Raw genomic sequence first — 26,254 nt, forward strand, 5'->3', positions numbered from 1 at the left:
CCATTGTGCGCTGCAACATAGCGCCGTCGGAGAGCCCGGGGTGCACGCTCTCACCCGAGAGCCCAAAAACAGAAAGTCATAGCTATGAATCTGATGAAGCAAGAGCAGCCGCGCGGCCTGAGCGGCATGCGTGCCAGCGCGATTGCCCTGGCAGCGGTGGCGGTCGTGCTGCTGGCCGCCTGCGGCGGCGGTGACAAGAAGGACAAGGCCTCGCAGACGGCGGCCAAGGTCAACAAGGAAGAGATCACCGTTCATCAGATCAACTTCGTGCTGCAGCGCCAGCAAGGCCTGAAGCCCGAGCAGGCTGAGGCCGCCAGCAAGCAGGTGCTGGAGCGCCTGATCGAGCAGGAACTGGCGGTGCAGAAGGCCGAAGACCTGAAGCTCGACCGCGACCCGCGCGTGGTCCAGCAGGTCGAAGCCGCCAAGCGCGAAATCATCGCGCGCGCCTATGTGGAGCGCTTGGGTGAAGGCGCGGCCAAACCCACGGCCGAGGAGGTTTCAAAGTATTACAACGAGAAACCCGCGCTGTTCAAGGAACGCCGTATTTACAGCCTGCAGGAATTGGCCATCGAAGCCAAGCCCGAGCAGATTCCCGAGATTCGCGCCAAATTGCAGGCGGCCAAGAATATGGCCGAGTTTGCCGAGTATCTGAAGGCCAGCGATATTCGATTTGCCGGCAACCAGGCCGTGCGCGCCGCCGAGCAGCTGCCGCTGGCCAGCCTGGACGCCATCGCCCGCATGAAGGACGGCGACTCCGCCGTCACCGCCGCGCCCAACGGCCTGCAGGTGCTGTTCCTGGTCGGCTCGCGCAGCCAGCCGGTCGACGAAGCCCGCGCCCGTCCGGCCATCGAGCAATTCCTCAGCAACCAGCGCAAGTCCGAGCTGGTCGTGAAGGAAATGAAGGCCATGCGCGAAGCGGCCAAGATCGAATATGTCGGCAAGTTCGCCGAAGGCACGCCGCCGGCTGCCGCAGCGCCCGCTGCGGTGACGACGCCCAGCCCCGCCGCGGTCGCCACGCCGGCCGCCCCGGCCGCCAGCGGCCTGGACGCCAACACCATCTCCAAGGGAATGGGTCTCAAATAATGATGCACCGCAGCTCGCCCCAACTTCTCGCCCTCGTCCTGGCCGCCGCCGGCCTGTTCGGCGCCGTCACCCCGGCCTCGGCCCAGACCAGCGCCGCCGCACCCGCTACCGCCACCGCCGAATACCGGCTCGGATCCGGCGATGTGCTGCGCATCAGCGTCTACCAGAACCCCGACCTGACGCTGGAGACCCGCGTCTCCGAGGCCGGTGTGCTGAGCTTCCCGCTGCTGGGCACGATCAAGATCGGTGGCCTCTCGGTCACCCAGGCCGAGAAGCTGATCGCCGACGGCCTGCGCAATGGCAACTTCGTCAAGCAACCTCAGGTCACCATCGTTGTGGTCCAGGTCAAGGGCAACCAGGCCAGCGTGCTGGGCCAGGTCAACCGCCCCGGCCGCTTCCCGATCGAGGTGGCCGATATGCGGCTGACCGATCTGCTGGCCAATGCCGGCGGTGTGGCCGCCAACGGCGCCGAGATCGTGATCCTGAGCGGCACCCGCAACGGCCAGGCCTTCCGTACCGAGATCGATCTACCCGCACTGTTTGCCCCCGGCGGCCGCAGCCAGGACATCCTGGTGCAGAACGGCGATGTGCTGTGGGTCGACCGCGCGCCCATGGTCTACATCTACGGCGAGGTGCAGCGCCCCGGCGCGATGCGCCTGGAACGCGGCATGACGCTGATGCAAAGCCTGGCCACCGGCGGTGGTCTGACCCAGCGCGGCACCGAGAAGGGCATCCGCGTGCACCGCAAGGGCGCCGACGGCAAGGTCCAGATCTTGCAAGCAGCGATGGATGAGGCGCTGAAGGATGGCGACGTCGTGTACGTCAGGGAAAGCCTGTTCTGATCTAGAACCGCGCTGGGCCAGGGGCCGGCGGAATAAGGGAGTTGGGAATGACGTTTGCACAATTTTTGTCGATCTTGCGCGCGCGCAAGTGGGCGGCGCTGTTGGTGTTCAGCTTGGTGGTCGCGACCACGGTGGTGGTGAGCATGCTGCTGCCCAAGCAGTACCTGGGAACCGCCAGCGTGGTGATCGACATCAAGCCCGACCCGGTGTCGGCGACCTTGTTTCCCGGCATGGCCACGCCCGGCTTCATCGCCACGCAGACCGACATCCTGCTGAGCGAGCGCGTCGCGCTGCGTGTCATCCGCGACCTCAAGCTGATGGACAACGCGGCCATCCGCGAGCAATGGCAGACCGAAGCCAAGGGTGAGGGGACCTTCGAGCAGTACCTGATCGAGCTGCTGCAGAAGTACCTGGATGTGAAGCCCAGCCAGCAGAGCAATGTCATCAGCATCGAGTACAGGAGCCCATCTCCGCAGTTCGCCGCCGGCCTGGCCAATGCCTTCGCCCAGGCCTATATCGCCACCACGCTGGAGTTGCGCGCCGACCCGGCCAGGCAGTTCAACAGTTTCTTCCAGGCCCAGACCAAGGACGCCCGCGACTCGCTGGAGCGCGCCCAGCAGCGCCTGTCAGCCTTCCAGCAGGACAAGGGCATCATCGTCTCGCCCGAGCGGCTCGATATCGAGAGCGCTCGCCTCGCGGAGCTGAGCAGCCAGCTGACGCAGTCGCAAAGCATCTCCGCCGAGAGCAGCAGCCGCCAGGCCCAGGCCCGGGGCGACCAGAGCGATCGCCTGCAGGAAGTGCTGAACAACCCGCTGATCAGTGGCCTGAAGGCGGACCTGACGCGCTATGAGGCCAAGCTGCAGGAACTGTCCCAGCGCCTGGGCGACAAGCACCCGCAGGTGCTGGAGGCCCGAGCCAATATTGCCGAGCTGCGCAGCAAGATCGACGTGGAAACGCGCCGTGTGACCAGCGGTGTGTCCGTCAGCAACAGCATCAACAAGTCGCGTGAAGGCCAGCTGAGCGCGGCGCTGAATGCCCAGCGCAGCAAGATGCTGGAGATGAAAGCCGTGCTCGACGAGGGCCAGGTGCTGCAGCGCGAAGTGGAAAACGCGCAGCGCGTGTATGACAACCTGGTCGCGCGCCTGAACCAGTCAGCGCTGGAAGCCCAGAACACCCAGAGCTATGCCAGCGTGCTGACGGTGGCCCAGCCGCCGTCCCAGCACAGCAGCCCCAAGATGCTGCTGAATACGCTGCTGGCGGTCTTCCTCGGGTCGCTGCTGGCCGTTGGCGTCGCGCTGTTGATGGAAATGACCGACCGCCGCGTCCGCAATCCCGAAGATGCGGTTGCCGCGCTGGGCCTGCCGGTGCTGGGTTCCTTGCCGGCCCCCGGTGCCAAGCGCTTCAATCCTGCGCGCCCCGTGGGACTGGGCCTTCCTGGTCAGCAGCGAGCCATCAGCCTGCCGGCTCCTGGCTATCAGACCGGCACCTGACCTGTCGCCCGATCACCGTACCAAGCCGTGCAGAAAGACCGCCCCGTGAACGTCGACACCCAAGATTCCAATATCGCTGACCGCTCGATCGGCAGCATCCTGGCCGATCTGCGCAATCTGTCCGCCGATCAGGTGGAAAAGATCGTGCGCCACCAGCGCGACCACAGCGTGCGCTTTGGCGAGGCCGCCGTGGCGCTGGGCTTTGCCAGCAGCGACGATGTGCTGGTCGCGCTGAGCCAGCAGTTCCACTATCCCTACGCCCCCGAGGAGCGCCGCGAGGCCAGCCCCGAGTTGAAGGCGCTGAACCAGCCCTTCGGCGTGCAGGCCGAAAGCTTCCGGGCCATCCGCAGCCAGCTGATGATGCGGCTGTTCAACGAAGGCCAGGAGCGTCATGCGATCTCGGTGGTGAGCCCCGATTCGGGCGACGGCAAGACCTTCTTCGCCGCCAATCTGGCCGTGGTGCTGGCCCAGCTGGGCGGCCGCACCTTGCTGGTGGATGCCGATATGCGTCATCCGCGCCAGCATGAGGTGTTCGGCCTGGACAACAAGGCCGGTCTGTCCGGCATCCTGAGCGGTCGCGCCGAAGCCAAGGTGATTCAGCAAGTGGCCGGCGTGCCCAGCCTGTTCGTGCTGCCGGTGGGCATCACGCCGCCGAATCCGCTCGAGCTGGTGGAGCGGCCGGCGTTCGGCTTGCTCATCCGCGAACTGTTGAGCAAGTTTGATCATGTGGTGGTCGATACCCCAGCCGCCTGCTACGGCAGCGACGCGGCCGTCATCGCCGCCCGCTGCGGTGCCGCGCTGGTGGTGGCACGCAAGGATCATGGCCGCGTGCCGGCTCTGCAAGACCTGGTGGCCAACCTGGCCGAAACGCCGGCGGTGTTGGCCGGCGTCGTGTTCAACGAGTTCTGAGCCTCACATGACTGCCGCGACCAATCCGCGCGACGCGGCGCCTCCAGCGTCGCGCGGGCGTGAACCTCTTCTGCCCGCCGGGGGCGACCTGGTGGTATTGGGCTTGCTGCTGGCCGGCTTTGCCTTGCTGTATGTGCCGGCCTGGATGGACCTGTCCACCACCGTCTGGGCCACCGACGAGCAGGGCCATGGCCCGATCATCCTGGCGGTGAGTGGCTGGTTGCTGTACCGCCGCCGGCATGATCTGGCCGCCCTGAGCGCGCAACCGGCGGGCTGGCTGGGCTGGCCGCTCTTGCTGTTCAGCTTGCTGCTGTATGCGGTGGGCCGCTCCCAGGATATCGTCACGTTTGCCATCGGTTCGCAGATCGGCATGCTGATGGCCTTGTGTTTGGTGTTCAAAGGTCGCGCGGCACTGCGTTTGCTTTGGTTCCCGCTGTTCTTCATGTTGTTCATGGTGCCGCTGCCCGAGGCCTTGGTGGCGGCAGTGACTGCACCGTTGAAGTCAGCGGTATCGGCAATCGCCAGCTCGATTCTTTACGCCCTTGGCTATCCAGTGGGGCGCTCCGGCGTCATCATGACTGTCGGCCAGTACCAGTTGCTGGTGGCTGATGCCTGCGCCGGTCTGAACAGCATGTTCACGCTGGAAGCCTTGGGGCTGCTGTACATGAACCTCATGGCCTACACCAATCCGGTGCGCAATGTGGCCCTCGCCATCTTGCTGGTGCCTACTGCCTTTGTGGCCAACATCGTGCGCGTGATGATCCTGGTCTTGGTCACCTATCACTTCGGTGATGAGGCCGGCCAGGGCTTTGTACACGGCTTCGCCGGCATGGTGCTGTTCATGGTCGCGCTGGTGCTGATGCTCGGTCTGGACAAAGTTCTCGGACTCTTTCTGCCGGCCCATCGCAAGGAGTCCAAGCGATGACCGCCGCTCGATGGAAGTCCGTGCTGGTTGCTGTTCTGGCGGTGCTGGCGGCGCTGGCCGCCAACGCCTTGCGTCCGACGCAACATTTGGCAGACATGCGGCCGAAGCTGGAACTGGCGCAATTGTTTCCCGGCAGCTTTGCTGGCTGGTCCGAGGACACTCGCGGGCCGGTGCAACTTGTTTCACCCGATCAGCAGGCGGTGCTGAACAAGATCTACAACCAGACTCTGAGCCGGACTTATGTGAACTCGGCCGGTGATCGCGTGATGCTGTCTGTGGCCTATGGCGGTGACCAGTCCGACGGGACACGCGCTCATCGACCGGATGTCTGCTACCCAGCACAGGGTTTTCAAGTGCGCGGTGATCGCACGTCGACGGTGTCTGTGGGCACGCATCAGGTACCCAGCAGGTTGCTCGTGGCCCAGCAGGGTAGTCGTATCGAGCCCATCACCTACTGGATGGTGGTCGGCGAGCGTATCGCGCTCAGTGGTACAGAACAGAAAATGGCTCAGCTGACGTACAGCGCGCGCGGCATCATCCCGGATGGCATGCTGGTGCGGGTGTCGACCATCGACGCAGACACTGAGCGCGCCTATGGTATTCACCGGAAATTCATCGAGGAAATGGCGATGGCTGTTCAGGGCGAGAATCGCGCCCGAGCCTTCGGCAATCCCTCGGGGGCCGGTCGATGACCAAGGATGGGCCGAGCACAACAGCGGTTGCAAAGAAGAGCCTGAGCCACTTCGCGATCGGCAAGGTCTTCTCGGTGCTGATCGGCATTGCGACGCTGCTGCTGTTGGTTCGGTCCCTGAGCCGCGACCACTACGGGGTCTACATCACCTTATTCGCGGCATTCGAGATCCTGCAACTGGCGGCAAGCCCCGGCGCCTATGCGATCGCTTTCCGTTACCTGCCGGAGCTGAGGCCAGCCGGTGGCGGCGTAGGCTTGCAGGCCTTGGTGCATAGGCTCACCGCCTACCGCGTCGCCACCCTTGTGTTGTGCGGCGCGGCGATCTTCATCGCGGCTCCCACGCTGGCCGAACTCGCAGGCCCCGCATACACGACCACGGTCTTGCGCCTGTTTGCCCTGCTTTTGTGCTTTGAAGGCATTGCGCGGTTCATCGATGTGGAGTTCGAGTCGATGCTGCAGCAGGGGCGGGCGCAGGCTTCCGCGCTGCTCAGGAACGGAAGCAAGCTGCTCGGCCTGCTGCTGGTCGGCGGCGCAGGCAGGCATGAGGTGCCGCTGGAACTGTGGCTGAGCATCGAGGTGGCCACCTCTGCCCTCGGCGCTGTAGCGTCCTGCGGGCTGTTGCTGCAGTATGGTGCAAGGCGGGCGCGCGAGTCTGTGGCGCAAACCTTGCATGTGCCGGCCATGGCCCGGCAACTGCGGTTCTCGATTCCCACCTACTTCTCGCAGGTCATCTACCTCCTGACCGGGACGGAGATGGTCAAGCTGCTGGTCAGCCGCCTGCTCGGTACGCAGGCCATCGCCGCCTTCGGCTTCGCCTCGGCACTGTCGGCCACGATCCAGAAGTACCTGCCGAGCTACCTGCTCATTGGCTGGGTCCGCCCGCTGTTCATCTCGGCCAAGACTAGCGGTCGGTCCATGTCGGATTTGGTTCAGCTGGCGGGTACGGTCATCAAGATCAATGTGTTGATGTTGGCGCCGATCACGACCGCGCTGCTGGTTGCCGGCGAACCGTTGATGGCATTGCTGTCGGGCGGACGCATGACCGATGGCATCGCCTACCTGTACTTTTTCGTATTTCTGCTGTTCATCCAATCGATCCGCGCGGTGATTGCGCTGCTAGGTTTCACGATGGAGATCGGTTCCGGTGGGCTTGTTGCGACCCTGGTCTCCGTCGTCGGTATCGGGCTTGGGGTGGCGGGTTATTCGAGCTTTGGCATATGGTCGCTGTGCGGCGGGCTGGTCGTGGCCGAACTGTCATGGGGCGCCGTGATGGTCGGCTATCTGAAAGCCTCTGGCATGGCCTTCCGTTTGCCGCTGCTGAGTCTCTCGAAGTTTGCCCTGGCCATCGTGCTGACGGCTTTAGCGCTACGCGCTGTCGGACTCGCGGATGCGGCCAGTGGCGGCACTCTCGCGCTCTTGGTCGTGCTCGTGGCTTCAGCGGCGGTCTGCCTCGGGGTCTGTGCCGTGTTGCGGCCGTTCGCTGACGGAGAGCGCTCAATGATCAACAAACTCCTGCCGGTGAAGGTGTTCGTGTGGTGAGTTCCAGCTTTAGGTGCAGGTTTGGCGTAGACAGGTCTGCTGGGCAGGTCGGAGGGAATCATGTTGATGAGTAGTGCTGCAGCCTCTGCGGCAACATCGCCCCTCGCTGCCGACAAGGGCATCGTGCCTGTGATCGACGGCGGCTTCTGTGTCGGCTGTGGCGCATGCGCCGTGGCGAGTGAGGGGCGCATCCGCTTTAGCGAGGACGAGACCTACCGGCGCGTGCCCGTGATAGCGCAAGCAAAGCCCGAGGACCTGCAACGCGCCGCCCGAGCATGCCCGTTCTCGCCCACGGCTCTTGATGAGACGGAGATCGCCCGCATCGTGCATGCCGGGGCGACGCATCAGGCTGATGAAGTCGGGCTTTACCTGAGCCTGTCGGCAGGACAGGTGCGCGATGAGGCGACTGTCATGCGCAGCAGTTCGGGCGGTTTGACGACCTGGGTGTTGCAGCGTTTGCTCGAAACTGGCGTCATCGACGGCGTGGTGCATGTCGGCCCGGGCGACGGGGCAGAACTCTTCGAGTACGCCGTGTCTCATACAACGGCGGAGTTGCGCGCCAAGCGCAAGTCGCAGTACTACAACTGCGACTTTTCGGACGTAGTGGCCGGGCTCAAGGGCAACGGCAGGCGCTACGCCTTCGTGGGCGTCCCCTGCTATGTCAAGGCGATGCGCCTGCTGACGCTGAACGATACCCAACTGGCTGCACAGTTCACCTTCTTCGTTGCCCTGATCTGCGGTCACATGAAGACCAAGGCCTTTGCGCAACTGCTGGCCTGGCAATGCGGTATTGCCCCCGAGGAGTTGGCTCGCGTCGATTTCAGAGTCAAGGAGGGCACGTCCCGTTCGGACGACTACCGCTTCGCCGCGTGGCGCAAGGGCAGTACCGAGCCCGTTATCAGGCGCACGCGGGAGCTGTACGGCCACAACTGGGGCCAGGCCATGTTCCAACTGCGGGCCTGCGACCATTGCGACGATATCTTCGGCGAGGCCGCCGATATCTGCCTGGGTGACGCCTGGTTGCCGCGCTACGTGGGTGATCCCAAGGGCACCAACGTGCTGGTCAATCGCCATCCGGTGCTGGAGCAGATCTTGCGTGAAGGTGCGGCCGACGGCGCGATTCAGCTCGACGATTTGTCGCTGGCCGACATCGTGCGCTCGCAGGAGGGGAACTTCAGGCATCGCCGTGACGGCCTGGCCGTCCGCCAGGCGGACGCTGCCAGACGTGGGCAGTGGACGCCACCCAAACGCGGCTTCGTCAGCCTGGCCCAAGTGTCGTTCTATCGGCGCATGATCGTGCGCCTGAGACGCGGGCTCGGCGAGGCCACTCACGGCGCATTCGCTGAGGCGCGCCTCAGCGCCGATCTGTCTATCTTCACTGCCCGCACGCGCCGCTACGTCCGAGCCATGGAATGGATTTACAAGCTGCCCTTGCTGACCCGGCCCGGAGAACTGGCGCGTCGGGTGGCCAGGAAGCTGAGGTTGGTCTGAATGGTTTCGCTTTCTTTCCTCTTTCGTGCTGCGTCGGGGCTGTTTACATCTGCCGGAACGGAGGGCGCTGCGCGGCGCCTCCGCCTCATCAAGCCGCCGATGAACCCTCAGTCAATTGCTTCTAGGAGTCGATAGTTCATGGTTTTCTATCTCGCCGGTCAGACCAGTTTCGGCAATCGCGGCTGCGAGGCCTTGGTGCGCGGCACCATCGACATACTGCGAGCCACAGAGGGCCCGAACGTCAAATTTCTGGTGCCGTCGGTGGATGCTGCGGCTGACATCGCCCAGTGGCCTGACCACGCGGACTATGGTGTGCGCTTCGTTGCTGCCCCGGCGATGCCGTCGAGCCTCAAGTGGTGGTGTTCGTTGATGCAGCGTTTGCCGGGCATGGCCGGCGTGCAACCGCTGCTGCCGCGCTACAGCGCCGCCGTCGAGGCCGATCTGGCGAGTGCCGATGCCGTGCTGATGATTGGTGGTGACATCATTTCGCTGGACTACGGCATTCACTCGCTCTATATGTGGTCCCGCCTGATCGACCGTGCTCGTGCCCTGGGCAAGCCCACTTATCTGTGGGCCGCCTCGGTGGGGCCGTTTGAGGCGAACGGCAACGTCGTCTCCGCCATGCGCTCGCATCTGCGCGGCTACAAGGGCATCACCGTCCGCGAAACCACCTCGGCAGCCTCTTTGGCCAAGGACTATGGTCTGCCCGTCAAGGTGGTTGGCGACCCGGCCTACCGGCTCGCTTCGGTCCAGCCACGCGCAGCGCTGGGCGTTGACATGGAGCGATGCCGCGGTGCCGTGGGCTTCAATGTCAGCCCGCTGATCCGCAAACTCTTCAGCGCACAAGGCGGTGGTCGTTCGCTCGAAGATACGGTGCTCGACTTTCTGCGCTGGCTGATCGATGACCAGGGTCGCAAGATCTGCCTGATCTATCACGTCGACCAGGCGGAAATGCCCGCGAACAGCGACCTGACCTATCTGCGGCAATTGGCCGAACGCTTGAACCGCCCTGATCGCTGCTATGTGCTGCCGCCGGGCCTGAACGCCTGTGAGCTTAAGGGTGTGATCGCCGGGCTGGACTCCCTGGTGGCCGCTCGCACCCATGCCACGGTCGCCGCCTTCTCGCAGGCTGTGCCCACGCTGTCCATCGGCTACAGCCGCAAGGCACGCGGGCTCAACGAAGACCTGTTCGGCTCAATCGACTATCTGGTCGAGACAAAAGATCTCACGCTGGCAAGCATGCAGCAGACCTTCGGTCGAATTCAGCAACAGCGCGCCAGCATCATCGACACGCTGCGCGAAAAGGCCCGTTTGCTGCGTGAAGCGGCGCTCGGCTCGTCAAATATGTTGAGAGGCTGATATGGCAATGGGCATGGTGCGTAGGCGGCCTGCTGGCAACCGGGGGTCGGGTGCAACATTCGGCATCTTGGCCGTCGCCATCGTGCTCGGCATTGCCGGCGGGCTGGCTGCTGCGTTGGGCGCGGTATTGCCCGTCGCCATGCTGTCGGCTTTGCTCATAGGCGTGGCGGTGATTGCCAGCCCCCGCCTTCATATCGTCCTGGCGACTCTTGTTGCTCTGGTGGTCACCGGTGTCTTGGAGTTCTTTGCATCGTTCGGGCAGGCCAACTGGCTCAGTTCCCTCATCGTCGGCAGCATGCTGATCACGGTTGCCGCCCGGATCGCGGGAGGCAAGGCCGCTAAAGAACCCATCAGCTCCCTCGTGCCGCTGGTCGTGCTGTACCTGCTGACACTGCTGTTCTCAAGCGTTGTCAACCAGATTCCCTTTGTCCAAGCGATGGTTGGTGTGCGGAGCTATGTACCGTACATCGGGGTTGCTGCCCTGCTGATTTGGGGTGGATTCAAGCCTGAAAGTGGCCGGCTGCTGTTCAAAATATTTATCGGCATTGCCTTGTTGCAGGTGCCATTTTGTCTTTGGCAGCTCGTGGTGGTCGGTCCTTGGCGGGCGGCGCAAGCAGGGGCTATCGGACGCTCCGATGAGGCCATCGTGGGTACGTTTGGAGGAAATATTCTCACAGGTGGATATACCGGTGAGATGGCGTCGTTTCTGGTGTTGGTGATGGTTTTGATTGCCGCACTGTGTCGAGATCGGCTTATGAGTATGCGGCTCGCGGTGGGTATCGTGGTTTGTCTGCTGATTCCTATTCTTGTGGCGGAAACTAAAGTCACGCTGGTGCTTATACCGGTGCTGTTTGTTGTGGCTTTTCTGACGGACCTGAGACGGAATCCGCGATTTGCGCTTGCTGCTGCAGTGGCGGGATTTTTCGCTTTCTCGATTATTGCTGTCACGTACTACATAAGATACTGGGGTGATGGTGCAGTTGCAGGGCAGCAACTCGGCTACACATTTGATCCTGACTTTATGGTGACGCCGGATCACAGGGGCCGAGTGGGAACGATTATTCATTGGTATCAAATGAATGTTCAGCATGGCAGCTTTGTCGCGGCGCTGATCGGTCATGGCGTTAGTTCATCGATTGAAGGTAGCTTCACTATTGGAATGGGAACGGCGGTTCGGCAATATGGCTTGGGATTGGATGCGCATGCCATGTCGAGATTGCTTTGGGATGGCGGAGTCCTGGCGTTTGCTATTTTCTTGGGTATTTGCTTGCGTACTTTTTGGGTTAGCTGGCGGCTTGCGAATGGCGGTTTGCAGCCTGGGCATGATCGTGCAGCTGCTACATTTTGTGCGGCCGCAGCATTAAGTATGACGCTGATGCTTCCTTATCAAATGTCGGTTCTGGGGGGGAGTGCAATGCAGTTCCTCTTCTGGTTTACGGTTGGCTACACGGAAATGCTTAGGCGGCGCTACCGACAACCCGTGAGTCCGGTCGGGCGACGAGCGGATTTTGCTCGGAAGCGACTCTAATTGGTGATGCTGAACTTTCGGAATAATTCTCGTGCGTCGTGATATTAGTGTTGCTTGCTTTACCGGCGATTCTGGCCTGACGGATTACAGCCTGTCGCTGGCTAGGGAATTGAACAAGACGATCCCGACGGAAGTCGTCACGGGTATTTCCCTGCCGAAGACCTTTGATTCGTTCGGCGTTCCTGTCCGCCGGTTTTTCCGTCGGTCAAGGTGGTATCCGCTGGACATCGTGCGGTTTTTCGCGGCCGTCATCGCCGAGCGGCCTCGGGCGCTGCTGTTTCAGGCCCAGCTGAAGGTGCCCTTGATCGAAGGTCTGATGGTCACGGTATTCCGGTGGCTGGGTATTCGCTGCGTTCTGACGGTTCATGACGTGCTGCCGCACTATCCGCGCCCATGGAGCGCTGCTGAGTTCACCTGGTTCTACCGGCGCTTTGACCGGCTGGTGGTGCACTCCGAGGCGGCGCGCTCGGCGCTGGAGCGCATGGGTGTGCAGCGGCCAATGCTGGTCGTGCCGCATGGGGTCTACGACCTGTTCCGCCTCGCGTCGCCGGACAAGGCCACGGCGCGTCGACGCATTGGCTGGACCGCGCCCGAGGCGGCCTTTGCCGTGCTGTTCTTTGGCCATCTGGAGCCGCGCAAGGGTTTGGTGGAGTTCCTGCAGGCAGCCGAGCAGATGAAGGATCGCGACGATGTGGTGTTCGTCGTCGCGGGGCGCTTTGATGCACGTCACCATCCGGCCGAACTGGCGGCCCTGGTCGAGCGGCTCGGCCGTCTGCCGAACGTGCTGTTGCGCAATGAGCGCATTCCGTTCGAGGAGGTGGAGAACTACTTCTGCGCCTGCGATCTGGTGGCGATGCCTTACCACGAGGGCTCGACCAGCGGCGTGCTGAAACTGGCAATCGCATTCGAGAAGCCGGTGCTGGCTTCGCGGGTGGGCGACTTCCCCGAGCAAGTGCCCGCAGGTGCGGGCGTCTGGGTGGATCCGGGGCCGCAGATGGCCGAGGGCCTGGCGCGCGCCGTGCTTTCTGCCAAGGCAGAGCAGGCCGCGCTGGAGCAGGCGATGCGCGGCGCGGCGGCCGGCTGCGACTGGCGCGACATTGCCGCGAAGTACGCGCACTTCATGCTGGCGCCCAACTGAGATCACGATGCCCCGACTTCTGAACATCAACACCTACCACTACCGTCGCGGCGGCTCCGATGCCGTGTATCTTGAGCACGCGGCGCTGATGGGGGAGCAGGGCTGGGACAACGGCTTCTTCGCGATGCAGCATCCGAAGAACCTGCCCACGCCCTGGTCGCGCTACTTCATCGACGAACTCGAGTTCGGCAATGCCTACTCCACGCTGGACAAGCTGGTGATGGCGTCAAAGGTGATCTATTCGTTCGAGGCTCAGCGCAAGCTGCGCGAGCTGCTGCGAGACTTCCCGGCCGATGTGGCGCACTTGCACTGCATCTACCACCATCACTCGCCCTCCATCCTGCCGGTGCTCAAGCGCGCGGGCGTGCCCGTGGTGATGACGGCGCACGATCTGAAGGTCGCATGCCCGGCCTACAAGATGCTCAACCGCGAAGGGGTGTGCGAGCGCTGCCGCACGGGCTCGGTGCTCAATGTCATCAAGTACCGCTGCATCCGCGACTCGCTGGCGGCCAGCGCCATCGTCGCCGCCGAGAGCGGGCTGCATCGGGCTCTGGGCACCTATCAGAAGCATCTGGATCGGCTGGTCGTGCCGAGCCGCTTCTTCGGGACCAAGATCGTCGAGTGGGGGTTTCCGGCCGACAAGGTGGTCTACATCCCGAACTACGTCGATGCGTCGATGCAGCTGCCGCAGTACGAGCCGGGCGACTACTTTCTGTACTTCGGGCGCCTGGCGCTGGAGAAGGGCGTGGACACGCTGATCCGTGCGGCGGCTGCCGCCGGCGTGACGCTGAAGATTGCAGGCACCGGCCCCGAGGAGGAGTCGCTGCGGGCGCTGGCTGCCAGCGTCGCCGGCGACAGCGGCGCGCGCATCGAGTTCCTGGGCTTCCAGTCGGGCGCAGCGCTGCACGCACTGATCCGGGAGGCGCGCGTGGTCGTGCTGCCCTCGCAGTGGTATGAGAACGCGCCGATGAGCGTGCTGGAGAGCTTTGGCTTTGGCAAGCCGGTGATCGGTGCGGCCATTGGCGGCATTCCGGAGTTGGTGCGCGATGGTGTCACCGGCTGGACTTTCGAGCCCGGCAATGTGCAGGCGCTTGCGGGGCTGCTGTCGCGCGCCGTGGCAATGCCCGCGACAAGGCTGGCCGAGGCGGGCCGGGCCGGCCGGGCGATGGTTGAAACCGAATTCACCAAGGACCGCTATCGGGCGGCCATGCTGGAGTTGTACGCCGACCTCGGCGTGGGGAGTTGATGTTGACGCAACGCAAGACGCTACGGATCCTGGGCACCCGCGGTGTGCCCGCCGCCCATGGGGGTTTTGAGACTTTTGCCGAGTATCTGGCGCTGCATCTGGTGGAGCAAGGCTGGCGTGTGATCGTTTACTGCCAGATTGATGGCAGCGGACCGGTGTATGAGGACCGCTGGGAGGGCGTGGAGCGCGTGAACATCCCGGTCGCGCAGGAAGGGCCCAAGGGCACAATCACCTTCGATTGGCAGGCGACTCAACACGCGTCGCGCTTCAATGACCTGTGCCTGACACTGGGCTACAACACGGCGGTGTTCTGTGCTCTGCTGCGCTTCAAGGGAGTGCCCAACGTCATCAATATGGACGGCATCGAGTGGGCCCGGGCCAAGTGGGGGGGCGTGGCCAAGACCTGGTTCTGGTTGAACGACTGGATGGGCTGCTGGTTGGGCAATCATCTGGTGGCCGATCATCCCGGCATCGCCCGGCACCTGCAGACGCGGGTGAAGGCGGCGAAGATCACGATGATCCCCTATGGCGCGGCCGAGGTGACTTCAGCGCCGCAGGAGCCCGTGCGGGCGCTGGGTCTGGAGCCGGGCCGCTACCTGACCGTGGTCGCGCGCGCCGAGCCGGAGAACTCCATTCTGGAAGTGGTCACCGGGTTCAGTGCAGGCCCGCGTGGCGTGAAACTGGCGGTGCTGGGCAAGTACGACGAAGGCAATGCCTACCACCGGGCGGTCAAGGCGGCCGCCGGACCGGAGGTGGCTTTCCTCGGTGCCATCTACGACAAGACCGTGGTCCAGGCGCTGCGTGCCCACAGCCTGGCCTATGTGCATGGGCATCAGGTGGGCGGCACCAACCCATCGCTGGTGGAGGCGTTGGGCGCGGGCAATGCGGTGATCGCGCACGACAACCAGTTCAATCGCTGGGTGGCGGGGGAAGGCGCGGCATTCTTCAGCGACGCTGGGCAGTTCGGCGATACGTTGGCCGCCCTGCTGGCTGCGCCTGATCGCGTCGCTGCCATGCGCGAAGCCAGCCGAGCGCAGTTCCAGCGGCGGTTCACCTGGCGCCAGGTGCTCAACGAGTACCAGTTGCTGTTGGAGCAATGGCTGCCGAAGCGCTGACCTGCGTCAGTAGGTGAATGCTGGCGGAGGCAGTTGCAGCAGTTCCTCGGCCGTCAGGGCTGGTACGCGCAGCAGCACCGTGGAGTAGTTCCAGTCGGGGGTGGACTGGATGAGCCGTCCCGATCCGGCACCGGGGTTGTATTTGGCCTGCAGATCGGCGAGGCCCGCTCCAACCCAGGGGTAGTAGTCGGCACCTGCGATCACGCCCATGCGAGCCCGGGAACGATCATCGGGAAGCTGGGTGTCGATCGTGACGAGCCGGTGGCGTATCGACACCAGCAGCGCAAGCATGTCTGCGCCATCGTTCGACCACGGCAGTTCGACCTGCTTGGCGCCGCCGTGCACCATGGAGTCCGTCGTCGGAATCGCGACAAATCCGCTGTCATCCTTGGGCATGCGGCCGCCGCTCTTGCGCAAGGAGTCCGTGGCGTTAGGGTGGTAGGCGCCTTGCCAGGCAGGTTGACGCTGAGCCCGTAGCGCTACCCAGCGACGGGTGCTGCGCTGCAGGACCCAGACCTCCAAGCCATCAATCTCGACACCCGTGTTGGTCGCCGGGCTGCCGCGCGCATCGAGATAGACGGTGAACCAGCCCGCCACGGAGCGCCATTCGTCGAAGCGCAGGCCTTGCCGCCACCATTTGGGCAGCGCCCTTCCGTAGGGTTCTGCGCCCATGACGACGAAGGGGCCGACATGCCAGCCGCTCTTGGCTTGCACGCCGTGCAGCGGGAAATCGTGCGGGCGTTGCATGTCCTCGCTGATGCGGCGCATGCGAGCCAGTGGCTCGGATTGCGCCTGCGACAGCAAGGGGCTGCCGAGGCCGGCCAGCAAGGCCCCTGCCGAGCGGGCAAGCCAAGCACGGCGCGATGCGGGGGATGTGAGGGAATCGAACATCGAAAGCAATACCCTGGGTTCAAGTGCGTCCAACTGGGACGTCGCGCGGCAAGCGTCGCGACGGACGGGTCGACCAAGAACGGGTGAGTATGACAGTCCTGTCAGACCTTCATGAAGGCGGGCTGCCCGGAAAAATTGGCGAGCGAGGGCAGCACCTGCATCTGCTCGGAAGCGTTCAGCCCCATCCACGCCGCCATGCTGCCAGCCATCTGGCTGACTGCCATTGTCGGCAGCAGCCTGCCGGAGCCGATGTCATCAGCGGTGCCGAGCGCGGTGCTTGGAAACTGCCCGTACATCGCGCCGCCACGCACGGCGCCGCCCGCCACGAAGTGATGGCTGCCCCAGCCGTGATCGCTGCCGTCGCCGTTGCTCAGCAGGGTGCGACCGAAGTCCGAGGCGGTGAAGAGCGTCACACTGTTCTGCAGGCCCAGGCTGTTCAGCGCAGCCATGAAGTAGTTGATCGATTGCGCGACCTGCGCCATTTGTGTGGGCTGGTCGCGCATCTGGTTGGCGTGAGTGTCGAAACCACCCATCTGCACCATGAACACCTGGCGCTTCATACCCAAAACTTGGTTAGCCGCAATGATCTGCAACACCATGCGCAGCTGGCGAGCCAGGTTCAGCTTGTCCAGCGTGGTGCTGGCCGCATTGACCTGGGCGACGGCGGTGCTGGGGATGGCTGGCACGTTCACACCCGTCAGCGCGCCTTGGAGTGCGGCATTGGCGCTCAAGCCGCGTTGCATCACGCGGGCGTATTCCATCTGTATGCGGTCGCTGCTGGCGGCCGCGTAGGCCCGCTGCAAGGCGCTGCCGGCGCTGGTCGATCCGAACAGGTTGGCGCTGCCGATGGCACTGGCCGACACCGGGCCTTCCACCCCCACCTGGTACTGGCTGACGCTGCTGCCAGACAGGAACACGGCGTTGCCGCTGGCCGACACGGCGGTGAACACCGGATGCGCGTTGGCCGACATCAGGATGTCGCCCATGCGTCCGCCCCAGCCTGAGGGCGCGCCTTCGGGTGCCAGGCTCTGCCAGGTGGAGGCCTGGTCGTTGTGCGAGAACAGCTTGGCAGGCACGCTCACGCCGGCGCTGTACTCGGCCTTGCTGATCGGCCGCACCAACGGTCCTACATTGGCCAGGATGGCGGCCTGACCGGCCTCGTACCAGCTGCGCAGCGGCGTCAGTTCCGTCGGCATTCCGAAACTGCGGCCGCCGGCTTGACCGGTGACCGTGATGCCTTGCAGACGGTCTGCTGCCCAGGCCAACTCGCCGCGAGAACGGACGTACTCAGCGTAGCCTGTGGCGTCGGTGGGGACGACCCAGTTGTGGCTGTCGCTGCCGCCGTTCATATAGAGGCAGACCAAGGCCTTGTAGCCGGATGTGGTGGCCGCATGGCTGCTCTGGCTGGCCAGTGCTGCCATGCCGGCGAGGCCGGTGACCAGGGGCAGGCCATGTTGAGGGATGGCTGCGCTGGCCGCCAAGCCGCCAACAGCGCGAAGAAAGCTGCGGCGCGAGGCGCCCGTATGGATTGATCGTGTCATCGCTGCACCAGGTAGTCGGGTGAGGCCAGCGCCAGGAAGAGGGCGACGCGGGCGCGGTTGAGGTGGCTGGACGCGTCGGCACCGCTCACGCTGATCATGGCGTCCATCAGGTCTTGCTTGAGCGTGCTGCTCATGCTGCCGGCATAAAGCAGCAAGTTCAGGCGGTCGACAACGGTAGCGAGTTTGCCGGCCGCCACCAGGTCGGCCAGCGGTTGCAATTGCGCCACCACATCGCTTTGAGTGCCGACCCAGCCTAAGCCATTGCTGGCCATGCGCTGTGCCAGGTTGACCCATTGCGCGGTGGTGGCTTCATTGACGATCTGCATCGCCGGCGCAGTGACCTTGTCCGTCGCGAGCGCGGTGTTCGGCGGAATATAGCCAGGCCGGAAGTAGCCGAAAACGGAGGAGGCATGAAGGGCGCGCTGGCCCAGTGCGCCGATGTCGCCGTCTATGGCGTACTGGCCGCTTACCGACTGGGCCTGCATGCTGCGCATCCAGTGAGCGACGCGATTCACTGGCTCGCGCAGCTTGCCAACGCTGCCGGCCGGTGGGTTGACTGCCTCGCTGTCCATCAGGATGGCGCGGGCTACGGCACCCAGATCGCCGCGCACGCCTTTGCCGTTGTTGTTGAACACGGCTGCCACGCGTGCCACATACGCAGGGCTTGGATGACTGCTCACCAGGTGCTGGATCAGCTGGCGGCTGATGAAGGGGCCAACGTTCGGATGGTTGAACAGGGCATCCAGCGCCAGCTTCAGGCTGGCTTGGGCGCTGCTGCCGGCGGGGATGACAACGGCCTGCGGCTTGCCGCTGAACAGCCGCTTGTCGCTGCTCGAGTGCTGGCCGGGGTAGGCCTTCATCGGCAGGGTGTCGATGCGCTGGTCGCCGGCGGCGCTGAGCTCGGGGTTGCCGTAGCGGAAAGTGTGCTCGGTGAGTTGACCATCCGGGAAACCCCAGCTCCAACCGGTGAACACCTTCGACATGGCCATCACATCGTCGTTGCTGTAGGTCTCGATGGGCTGGCCGTTAGCGCCTATCCTGGGGCTGCCGTCGGCGTTCAGCTCGTGCAGGCCAATGGTGAACAGCTGCATCACCTCGCGGGCAAAGTTCTCGTCGGGCATGCGGCCCGAAGCGGCACTTTCGGGCCGGTTGCGCATGTGTGACAGGTAGATGCCCATCGCCGGGCTGAGCGCCACCTGCTCCAGGAGGTCGCGGTAATTGCCCAAGGCATGGCGATTGAGTGTGTCGACGTACTGGGCGTAGGCGCGGGCATGGCGTTCAAGATTCGAATCGGCCTGCGAGACCATCAGGATCTGATGCAAGGCGAAGCCCATGCGCCGACGCAGCTGGTCCGGGCTGTTGGCCACAGAGGCCCAGAAACGCTGGCCTACCCAGTTCGACGTGTAGTTGATGCCACCGGGACGGTAGGCGTCTCCCAGGTCGTAACGCGCCTGCACGGCGGCCACCATGTCCGGCACAAAGGGCAGTGCGAGCTGCTCGTTGATCCAGGCGGCTTGGCCGATCTGCACCACGCGTTCCACGTCCGCCAGTGTCGGACCGAAGCTGGCCTGCTGCAGCATGCGCGAGGCGGCATGCTGGGCGGCGCTGCTGGCCGGCGTTGTCGCGGGCATGGTGAAACGCAATGCGCCGTTGGTGTGCATGCCCCCACTGCTGCTGCTGGTGCCCGCACCATCCACCGCAGCTTCGCCGGAACCCGCGTCGAACACCACATTGCTGGCGAAGGGCACCAGCGTCGCGCTGCTTGTCTGCACGTACTGCACGAACAGGTTGCGGTCCATGCCGTTGACCGTGGCGTCGTTGGTGTAGACCACATCGATGCGGCTGCCCGCTGAGAGTCGCGGCACGGCAAAGCGATAGTCGGCCGGGGTGGCGGAACGCACCTCGACGCTGCCGACGATGACGCCGTCCACACGAAGATGCATCATCGCGCCCACGCCGCCTGCCACATTGGCATAGGCGCGCACCGTCACCGTGTCGGTCAGGTTGGCGCTGGGCCAGCTGGCCGACAGATTGCCGGCTGTGTAGCTGACGCCAGCGCTGAGGGGGGTGATGAAGGTGGAGCTGGCGATCAGATAGCTGACGTTGAGCTGGCGCTCGATGCCGCCGACGCTGCCGGGGTTGGCGAAGGTCACGGCGACCTGGCTGCCGGGCTTGAGCACGGTCGTGGGCATGATGAAGTCGGCGGGGGAGGTGCTGGTGACCTCGACGGCGCTGATGGCGACACCGTCGACCCACAGCATCATCAGCGCGCCCACGCCGCCGGCAGGCACGGCGCTGGCGCGCACGGTGACGGTGCTGGTGATGTTGGGCTCGGGCCAGCTGGCGCGCAGAGCGCCGTTGGAGTGCAAGAGGCTGCTGGGTGCGACGATATTGGCACCGTCGAAGGCCGCTGCGCCGCTGCCGAGGTCGTAGCGGTTGCCGGCAGCGCCGGGCAGCCAGACGGTGTTGGCGGTGGTGGCGTAGGCGATGTAGAGGTTGCGATCGACACCGTTGATGATGGTGTCGTTGACGAAGGCAATGTCGAGCTTGCGCCCGGCGCTCATCGGAGGCACGGCGAAGCGGTAGTCGGCATGGGCGGTGGACCTGACCTCGGCAGTGCCCACGAGGATGCCGTCGACCAGCACCTGCATGATGGGGCCGGTGCCACCGGCGAGCGCGCCGCGGGCGCGCACGGTGAGGGTGTCGGTGAGGTTGGGCTCGGGCCAGGCGGCGTTGAGGGTGTTGTTGCTGGCCAGCAGCACGGTCTTGCCGGAGAGGGCATAGGCCAGTTGCAGCTCGCGGCCGTCGGCAGGGTTGGTGTAGATGACCTCGACGCGCTGGCCGGGCTTGATGGGCAGCGTGGGCAGGCTGATGTCGGCCGGGGTGGTGGAGCGCAGCTCCACGGTGCCGATGACGACACCGTCGACCTGCAGCTGCACGATGGGGCCGACGTTGGCGGCCAGGCGGGCACTGGCGCGCAGGGTCAGCGTGTCGCTCATATTGGCCGCAGGCCATCTGCCGCGCAGTGCGCCGTCGGCGGTGAGCAGGTTCTGCGTGGTCTGCTGGACGTTGGCACCGTCGAAGGCGGCCAGGCCGCTGCCGGCATCAAAGGACATGCTGCCGGCGCTGGGCTGCAGCACGGTGGTGCCGGACATCAGGTAGTGCACGCGCAGGCTGCGGGTCTGGCCGTTGACGGTGGCGGCGTTGGCAAAGGCAATATGGACAAGGCTGCCGACGGCCAGCGGCGGGGCGGCGAACACATGGTCGGCGGGCGTGGTGGACGAGACCAGGACCGAGCCGACGACGATGCCGTCGACGCGCGCGACCATCAGCGCGCCGCTGCCGCCGGCACTGGTGGCGCTGGCGCGCACGGTGAGGCGATCCGTGAGGTTGGGCGCGGGCCAGGCCAGGCGCAGCGCGCCGTTGCTGTGGAGGTTGGTGGTGCCGGCGACAACGTTCTGGCCGTCGAAGGCGGCGTTGTCGTTGCCCTTGTCGAGGCTGACGATGGTGGCGGTGGGCAGCACGGCGGTGTCGGCGGTGCTGATCTGCTGCACGTAGAGATTGCGGTCCACGCCGTTGACGGCGGCGTCATTGGTGTAGACCACATCCACCAGGCTGCCGGGCTTGAGCGTGGGCGCGGCCAGGGCGTAGTCGGTGGGCTGGGTGGCGCGTACCTCCACGCTGTCGGTGACCACGCCGTCCACCCGCAGCGACACCATCGCGCCGACGCCGCCGGCCAGGTCCGCATGGGCACGCACCGTCACCGTATCGGTCAGGTTGGCGCTGGGCCAGGCCGCCGACAGCGTGCCGCCGGTGTAGCTGACGCCGGAGGAGGACGGGGTGAGGTAGGTGGAGCCGGCGATGAGGTAGCTGACGTTGAGCTGGCGCTCGATGCCGCCGACGCTGCCGGGGTTGGCGAAGGTCACGGCGACCTGGCTGCCGGGCTTGAGCACGGTCGTGGGCATGATGAAGTCGGCGGGGGAGGTGCTGGTGACCTCGACGGCGCTGATGGCGACACCGTCGACCCACAGCATCATCAGCGCGCCCACGCCGCCGGCAGGCACGGCGCTGGCGCGCACGGTGACGGTGCTGGTGATGTTGGGCTCGGGCCAGCTGGCGCGCAGAGCGCCGTTGGAGTGCAAGAGGCTGCTGGGTGCGACGATATTGGCACCGTCGAAGGCCGCTGCGCCGCTGCCGAGGTCGTAGCGGTTGCCGGCAGCGCCGGGCAGCCAGACGGTGTTGGCGGTGGTGGCGTAGGCGATGTAGAGGTTGCGATCGACACCGTTGATGATGGTGTCGTTGACGAAGGCAATGTCGAGCTTGCGCCCGGCGCTCATCGGAGGCACGGCGAAGCGGTAGTCGGCATGGGCGGTGGACCTGACCTCGGCAGTGCCCACGAGGATGCCGTCGACCAGCACCTGCATGATGGGGCCGGTGCCACCGGCGAGCGCGCCGCGGGCGCGCACGGTGAGGGTGTCGGTGAGGTTGGGCTCGGGCCAGGCGGCGTTGAGGGTGTTGTTGCTGGCCAGCAGCACGGTCTTGCCGGAGAGGGCATAGGCCAGTTGCAGCTCGCGGCCGTCGGCAGGGTTGGTGTAGATGACCTCGACGCGCTGGCCGGGCTTGATGGGCAGCGTGGGCAGGCTGATGTCGGCCGGGGTGGTGGAGCGCAGCTCCACGGTGCCGATGACGACACCGTCGACCTGCAGCTGCACGATGGGGCCGACGTTGGCGGCCAGGCGGGCACTGGCGCGCAGGGTCAGCGTGTCGCTCATATTGGCCGCAGGCCATCTGCCGCGCAGTGCGCCGTCGGCGGTGAGCAGGTTCTGCGTGGTCTGCTGGACGTTGGCACCGTCGAAGGCGGCCAGGCCGCTGCCGGCATCAAAGGACATGCTGCCGGCGCTGGGCTGCAGCACGGTGGTGCCGGACATCAGGTAGTGCACGCGCAGGCTGCGGGTCTGGCCGTTGACGGTGGCGGCGTTGGCAAAGGCAATATGGACAAGGCTGCCGACGGCCAGCGGCGGGGCGGCGAACACATGGTCGGCGGGCGTGGTGGACGAGACCAGGACCGAGCCGACGACGATGCCGTCGACGCGCGCGACCATCAGCGCGCCGCTGCCGCCGGCACTGGTGGCGCTGGCGCGCACGGTGAGGCGATCCGTGAGGTTGGGCGCGGGCCAGGCCAGGCGCAGCGCGCCGTTGCTGTGGAGGTTGGTGGTGCCGGCGACAACGTTCTGGCCGTCGAAGGCGGCGTTGTCGTTGCCCTTGTCGAGGCTGACGATGGTGGCGGTGGGCAGCACGGCGGTGTCGGCGGTGCTGATCTGCTGCACGTAGAGATTGCGGTCCACGCCGTTGACGGCGGCGTCATTGGTGTAGACCACATCCACCAGGCTGCCGGGCTTGAGCGTGGGCGCGGCCAGGGCGTAGTCGGTGGGCTGGGTGGCACGCACCTCCACGCTGTCGGTGACCACGCCGTCCACCCGCAGCGACACCATCGCACCGACGCCTCCGGCCAGGTCCGCATGGGCGCGCACGGTCAGCAGTGTCGGCCCGCTGTCGGACGAGGCGGTCGCAGGCATCGCGAGAACGGGCACGACCGACCTGGCTGCCGCGGCCGTCGTGGCAGCGGGCTTGGCGACCGATGTGGCAGAGGTACTCGTCGGTGTGGATTGCAGCGGCGCTGCGACCGGGCCGGTTCCGGCGTCACCGCCGCCGTTGCTGTAAGCGGCGATCGCCACACAAGCGGCAAAGAGGGCGGCGAGGGAGGCCGTGCGAGTCAGCGAGGTGCTGAGGAGCTGTTGCATCATGGTCGTACTACCCAAGTTGAGACTTGCAGCACCCGTCGTCGTGCGGAAGATCTGTTGAATGCATTTTCGGCAGATGGGGGTTTGCATTCAGTGAGATCAAGCACGCTTAGACGTACCAAGGGGTAAGGCATTGCAACGCCGGTGAATTACTACCGCCGCCGGATGTACCAGGGCAGTGTGACCACACTGCCTCGGCCCTCCAAATAGGGGGCTGCCGTCGGGCATGGGGCCGCTGAGGCGCCGGCTGGGCGAGAATGCCGGGCGCGCTTGGGGCTTTGTCGTGATGGGTCCGCGAGCTGGTCGGTTCGGGTATTGGGAGATTGCGTTGAAAGTTCTTGTCACCGGCGCCGCCGGCTTTATCGGTATGCATGTCAGCCAGCTGCTGCTGGCCCGGGGCGATCAGGTCGTGGGCCTGGACAATCTGAACAACTATTACGACGTGCAACTCAAGCACGATCGGCTGGCGCGGTTGACAGGCAAGCCGGGCTTCGAATTCGTCAAGCTCGATGTGGCCGACCGCGAGGGCATGGCCAAGCTGTTCGCCGAAGGACGCTTCGACCGTGTCGTGCATCTGGCAGCCCAGGCCGGCGTTCGCTACTCGATCGAGAACCCGCACGCCTATATCGACAGCAATATCGTCGGCTTCACCAACATCTTGGAGGGTTGCCGCCACAGCGGTGTGCAGCACCTGGCCTACGCGTCGAGCTCCAGCGTCTATGGCGGCAACACGCTGATGCCGTTTTCGGAGCATCACAGCGTTGACCATCCGGTCAGCTTGTACGCGGCCACCAAGAAGGCCAATGAGCTGATGGCCCACACCTACAGCCACCTGTTCGGCCTGCCGACCACGGGCTTGCGTTTCTTCACGGTCTACGGGCCCTGGGGCCGTCCGGACATGGCGCTGTTCCTGTTCACCAAGGCCATTCTGGAGGGCCGCCCCATCAACGTGTTCAACCACGGCAAGATGGTGCGCGACTTCACCTATATCGACGATATCGCCGAGGGCGTGGTGCGGGTGCTGGACCGGCCGGCGACGGCGGACCCCGAGTACGACGCCGTCAAGAGCGACCCGGCGCGCTCCAATGTGCCGTACCGCGTCTTCAATATCGGCAACCACGCGCCCATCCAGCTGATGGCTTTTGTCGAGGCGATCGAGAAGGCCATCGGCCGCGAGGCGGTGAAGAACTTCATGCCGCTGCAGGACGGCGATGTGCCGGCCACCCATGCCGATGTCGAGGAGCTGGCCGAATGGACCGGTTTCAGGCCGGCGATGCCGGTGCCCGAGGGCGTGGAGCGCTTTGTCGCCTGGTATCGGGACTATTTCAAGGTCTGAGGACCGAAGGGCTGCGGTGCGCAGCCCATCGTTGCTGCTGGGCGGGTCCCCTTCTTGCTTGAGGGGATGTGTGCGCTCGCCGCTTCGGTGAAATGCCGTTACAAACTCGTCGCCGACTCTGGTCGTCGACAGCCGGGAATCGGGGACGATGCGGCTGTCACAGGGATGCGATGGGTTGCATCTAGCATTGATCGATCAGTTTTCAGGGAGTTGATGATGGCAAAAGCAATGATTCTGGCCGCCGGCCAAGGTACGCGGGTGCGGCCGCTGACCAAGCACACACCCAAGCCCATGGTGCCCATCCTGGGCAAGCCGGTGATGGCCTATCTGATCGAGCATCTGGCGCGCTACGACGTCAAGCAGATCATGGTCAACGTGGCCTTCATGCACTGGAAGATCGAGAACTACTTCGGCGACGGTGATCGCTGGGGTGTCGAGCTGGGCTATAGCTACGAAGGCGTTCGCGAGCAGGGCGAGGTGGTGTGCAAGCCGGTCGGCTCGGCCGGCGGCATGCGCAAGATCCAGGACTTCGGTGGTTTCTTCGACGAGACCTTCATCGTGTTGTGCGGCGACGCCATCATCGACCTGGACATTGAGGCCGCGCTGGCCGAGCACAAGGCCAAGGGTGCGATCGCCAGCGTCGTGACCCTGGATGTGCCGCGCTCGGAGACCAAGAACTACGGCATTGTCGTGGCCGACGCCGACGGCCGGGTGACCTCCTTCCAGGAGAAGCCCAAGCCCGAGGAGGCCAAGAGCACCCTGGCCTCCACCGGCATCTACATCTTCGAGCCGGCGGTGCTGGACCTGATACCGCCGGGCCGCGAGTTCGATATCGGCAGCGATCTGTTCCCGCTGCTGGTCGAGAAGGGCCTGCCCTTTTATGCGCAGAACCGGCCCTTCGAGTGGATCGATATCGGCCGGGTGGCGGACTACTGGGCCGTGACGCAGCGGGTGCTGGCCGGCGAGGTGGCGCAGATGCAGGTGCCGGGCCGCGAGGTGCGCCCGCAGGTGTGGGTGGGGCTGAACACCTCGGTGGACTGGGACAAGGTGCAGATCGAGGGGCCGGTGTATATCGGCTCGAACGTGCGCATCGAGGCCGGTGCCAAGGTGGTGGGCCCGACCTGGATAGGTCACGGCTCGCATCTGCGCGGCGGCTGCACGGTGGAGCGCTCGGTGCTGATCGAGCACACCCGCATCGGCGAGGGCATGCTGGTTCAGGAGATGATCATGTCGCCGCAGTACTGCGTGGACCGTAGCGGCCATACCAGCTATGTGGGCGATGAGGTCACACCCTTGCGCTGGGGCGATGCGCGCGCCTGAGCGTTGGTC

The 26,254-nt window shown here is 64.9% G+C and carries 18 protein-coding genes; 15 read left to right on the top strand and 3 right to left on the bottom strand.

Annotation, left to right across the window (positions count from 1 at the left end):
• Positions 1-84: 84 nt before the first annotated feature.
• The 13 genes from O5M90_RS24460 to O5M90_RS24520 all read left to right on the top strand — a co-directional run bounded on the left by O5M90_RS24460 (position 85) and on the right by O5M90_RS24520 (position 15,356).
• Positions 85-1,083 carry an EpsD family peptidyl-prolyl cis-trans isomerase gene (locus tag O5M90_RS24460; protein ID WP_440402407.1) on the top strand — a complete coding sequence of 333 codons (999 nt, stop codon included), beginning with the start codon at positions 85-87 and terminating at the stop codon, positions 1,081-1,083.
• A 2-nt stretch (positions 1,084-1,085) separates the two neighbouring features.
• Positions 1,086-1,925 carry a polysaccharide export protein EpsE gene (gene epsE, locus O5M90_RS24465; protein ID WP_269837757.1) on the top strand — a complete coding sequence of 280 codons (840 nt, stop codon included), beginning with the start codon at positions 1,086-1,088 and terminating at the stop codon, positions 1,923-1,925.
• Positions 1,926-1,972: 47 nt separating this feature from the next.
• Positions 1,973-3,415: a chain length determinant protein EpsF gene (epsF, locus tag O5M90_RS24470; protein ID WP_137944095.1), complete on the top strand. Its 1,443-nt coding sequence runs from the start codon at positions 1,973-1,975 to the stop codon at positions 3,413-3,415.
• Between the two features lie 45 nt (positions 3,416-3,460).
• Positions 3,461-4,324, top strand: coding sequence for a polysaccharide biosynthesis tyrosine autokinase (locus O5M90_RS24475; RefSeq protein ID WP_269837756.1), 864 nt, complete (start codon positions 3,461-3,463; stop codon positions 4,322-4,324).
• Positions 4,325-4,331: 7 nt separating this feature from the next.
• Entirely contained in the window at positions 4,332-5,249 is a 918-nt protein-coding gene (gene xrtB / locus O5M90_RS24480) for an exosortase B (protein WP_137944093.1), read from the top strand.
• Entirely contained in the window at positions 5,246-5,941 is a 696-nt protein-coding gene (gene epsI, locus O5M90_RS24485; protein WP_269837754.1) for an exosortase-associated protein EpsI, B-type, read from the top strand. The genes xrtB and epsI overlap by 4 nt, the downstream gene beginning before the upstream one ends.
• Positions 5,938-7,479, top strand: a complete 1,542-nt coding sequence (locus tag O5M90_RS24490; RefSeq protein WP_269837753.1) for a lipopolysaccharide biosynthesis protein — start codon at positions 5,938-5,940, stop codon at positions 7,477-7,479. The genes epsI and O5M90_RS24490 overlap by 4 nt, the downstream gene beginning before the upstream one ends.
• 60 nt (positions 7,480-7,539) lie before the next feature.
• Complete coding sequence (locus O5M90_RS24495) at positions 7,540-8,970, top strand: Coenzyme F420 hydrogenase/dehydrogenase, beta subunit C-terminal domain (protein WP_269837751.1); 1,431 nt, start codon at positions 7,540-7,542, stop codon at positions 8,968-8,970.
• A 138-nt stretch (positions 8,971-9,108) separates the two neighbouring features.
• The gene (locus tag O5M90_RS24500) at positions 9,109-10,329 is read left to right on the top strand and encodes a polysaccharide pyruvyl transferase family protein (RefSeq protein WP_269837750.1); all 1,221 of its coding nucleotides are present in this window, start codon (positions 9,109-9,111) and stop codon (positions 10,327-10,329) included.
• Positions 10,330-10,396: 67 nt separating this feature from the next.
• Entirely contained in the window at positions 10,397-11,857 is a 1,461-nt protein-coding gene (locus O5M90_RS24505; RefSeq protein WP_440402409.1) for a hypothetical protein, read from the top strand.
• A 31-nt stretch (positions 11,858-11,888) separates the two neighbouring features.
• Positions 11,889-12,995, top strand: coding sequence for a glycosyltransferase (locus O5M90_RS24510; RefSeq protein ID WP_269837747.1), 1,107 nt, complete (start codon positions 11,889-11,891; stop codon positions 12,993-12,995).
• 7 nt (positions 12,996-13,002) lie between these two features.
• Positions 13,003-14,241 (top strand): glycosyltransferase, encoded by a 1,239-nt coding sequence (locus O5M90_RS24515; RefSeq protein ID WP_269837746.1) that lies wholly within the window; start codon positions 13,003-13,005, stop codon positions 14,239-14,241.
• 2 nt (positions 14,242-14,243) lie between these two features.
• On the top strand, positions 14,244-15,356 hold the full coding sequence (locus O5M90_RS24520; protein ID WP_440402411.1) for a DUF1972 domain-containing protein: 1,113 nt from the start codon (positions 14,244-14,246) through the stop codon (positions 15,354-15,356).
• Positions 15,357-15,362: 6 nt separating this feature from the next.
• On the opposite strand, the gene O5M90_RS24525 is transcribed toward O5M90_RS24520, so the two are convergent.
• The 3 genes from O5M90_RS24525 to O5M90_RS24535 form a co-directional block, all read right to left on the bottom strand.
• Positions 15,363-16,247, bottom strand: coding sequence for a hypothetical protein (locus O5M90_RS24525; RefSeq protein WP_269837744.1), 885 nt, complete (start codon positions 16,245-16,247; stop codon positions 15,363-15,365).
• A gap of 101 nt (positions 16,248-16,348) precedes the next feature.
• Complete coding sequence (locus O5M90_RS24530) at positions 16,349-17,788, bottom strand: DUF1501 domain-containing protein (protein ID WP_269837743.1); 1,440 nt, start codon at positions 17,786-17,788, stop codon at positions 16,349-16,351.
• Positions 17,785-23,364 carry a DUF1800 family protein gene (locus O5M90_RS24535; protein WP_440402412.1) on the bottom strand — a complete coding sequence of 1,860 codons (5,580 nt, stop codon included), beginning with the start codon at positions 23,362-23,364 and terminating at the stop codon, positions 17,785-17,787. Before O5M90_RS24535 ends, O5M90_RS24530 begins: the two co-directional genes overlap by 4 nt.
• A gap of 553 nt (positions 23,365-23,917) precedes the next feature.
• On the opposite strand from O5M90_RS24535, the gene O5M90_RS24540 reads away from it, so the two are divergent.
• On the top strand, positions 23,918-24,925 hold the full coding sequence (locus O5M90_RS24540; protein WP_137944081.1) for an NAD-dependent epimerase: 1,008 nt from the start codon (positions 23,918-23,920) through the stop codon (positions 24,923-24,925).
• A 216-nt stretch (positions 24,926-25,141) separates the two neighbouring features.
• Positions 25,142-26,245, top strand: coding sequence for an NDP-sugar synthase (locus O5M90_RS24545; RefSeq protein WP_269839066.1), 1,104 nt, complete (start codon positions 25,142-25,144; stop codon positions 26,243-26,245).
• Positions 26,246-26,254: the final 9 nt, after the last annotated feature.

It is taken from the genome of Paucibacter sp. M5-1 (assembly GCF_027498415.2).
Taxonomy (GTDB): domain Bacteria; phylum Pseudomonadota; class Gammaproteobacteria; order Burkholderiales; family Burkholderiaceae_C; genus Roseateles_E.

What these genes read in the sequence shown, in the direction of transcription:
- O5M90_RS24460 (WP_440402407.1), top strand. Translation starts at nt 85, where the DNA reads ATGAATCTGATGAAGCAAGAGCAGCCGCGCGGCCTGAGCGGCATGCGT.
- epsE (WP_269837757.1), top strand. Translation starts at nt 1,086, where the DNA reads ATGCACCGCAGCTCGCCCCAACTTCTCGCCCTCGTCCTGGCCGCCGCC.
- epsF (WP_137944095.1), top strand. Translation starts at nt 1,973, where the DNA reads ATGACGTTTGCACAATTTTTGTCGATCTTGCGCGCGCGCAAGTGGGCG.
- xrtB (WP_137944093.1), top strand. Translation starts at nt 4,332, where the DNA reads ATGACTGCCGCGACCAATCCGCGCGACGCGGCGCCTCCAGCGTCGCGC.
- epsI (WP_269837754.1), top strand. Translation starts at nt 5,246, where the DNA reads ATGACCGCCGCTCGATGGAAGTCCGTGCTGGTTGCTGTTCTGGCGGTG.
- O5M90_RS24490 (WP_269837753.1), top strand. Translation starts at nt 5,938, where the DNA reads ATGACCAAGGATGGGCCGAGCACAACAGCGGTTGCAAAGAAGAGCCTG.
- O5M90_RS24495 (WP_269837751.1), top strand. Translation starts at nt 7,540, where the DNA reads ATGTTGATGAGTAGTGCTGCAGCCTCTGCGGCAACATCGCCCCTCGCT.
- O5M90_RS24500 (WP_269837750.1), top strand. Translation starts at nt 9,109, where the DNA reads ATGGTTTTCTATCTCGCCGGTCAGACCAGTTTCGGCAATCGCGGCTGC.
- O5M90_RS24515 (WP_269837746.1), top strand. Translation starts at nt 13,003, where the DNA reads ATGCCCCGACTTCTGAACATCAACACCTACCACTACCGTCGCGGCGGC.
- O5M90_RS24525 (WP_269837744.1), bottom strand. Translation starts at nt 16,247, where the DNA reads ATGTTCGATTCCCTCACATCCCCCGCATCGCGCCGTGCTTGGCTTGCC.
- O5M90_RS24530 (WP_269837743.1), bottom strand. Translation starts at nt 17,788, where the DNA reads ATGACACGATCAATCCATACGGGCGCCTCGCGCCGCAGCTTTCTTCGC.
- O5M90_RS24535 (WP_440402412.1), bottom strand. Translation starts at nt 23,364, where the DNA reads ATGCCTGCGACCGCCTCGTCCGACAGCGGGCCGACACTGCTGACCGTG.
- O5M90_RS24545 (WP_269839066.1), top strand. Translation starts at nt 25,142, where the DNA reads ATGGCAAAAGCAATGATTCTGGCCGCCGGCCAAGGTACGCGGGTGCGG.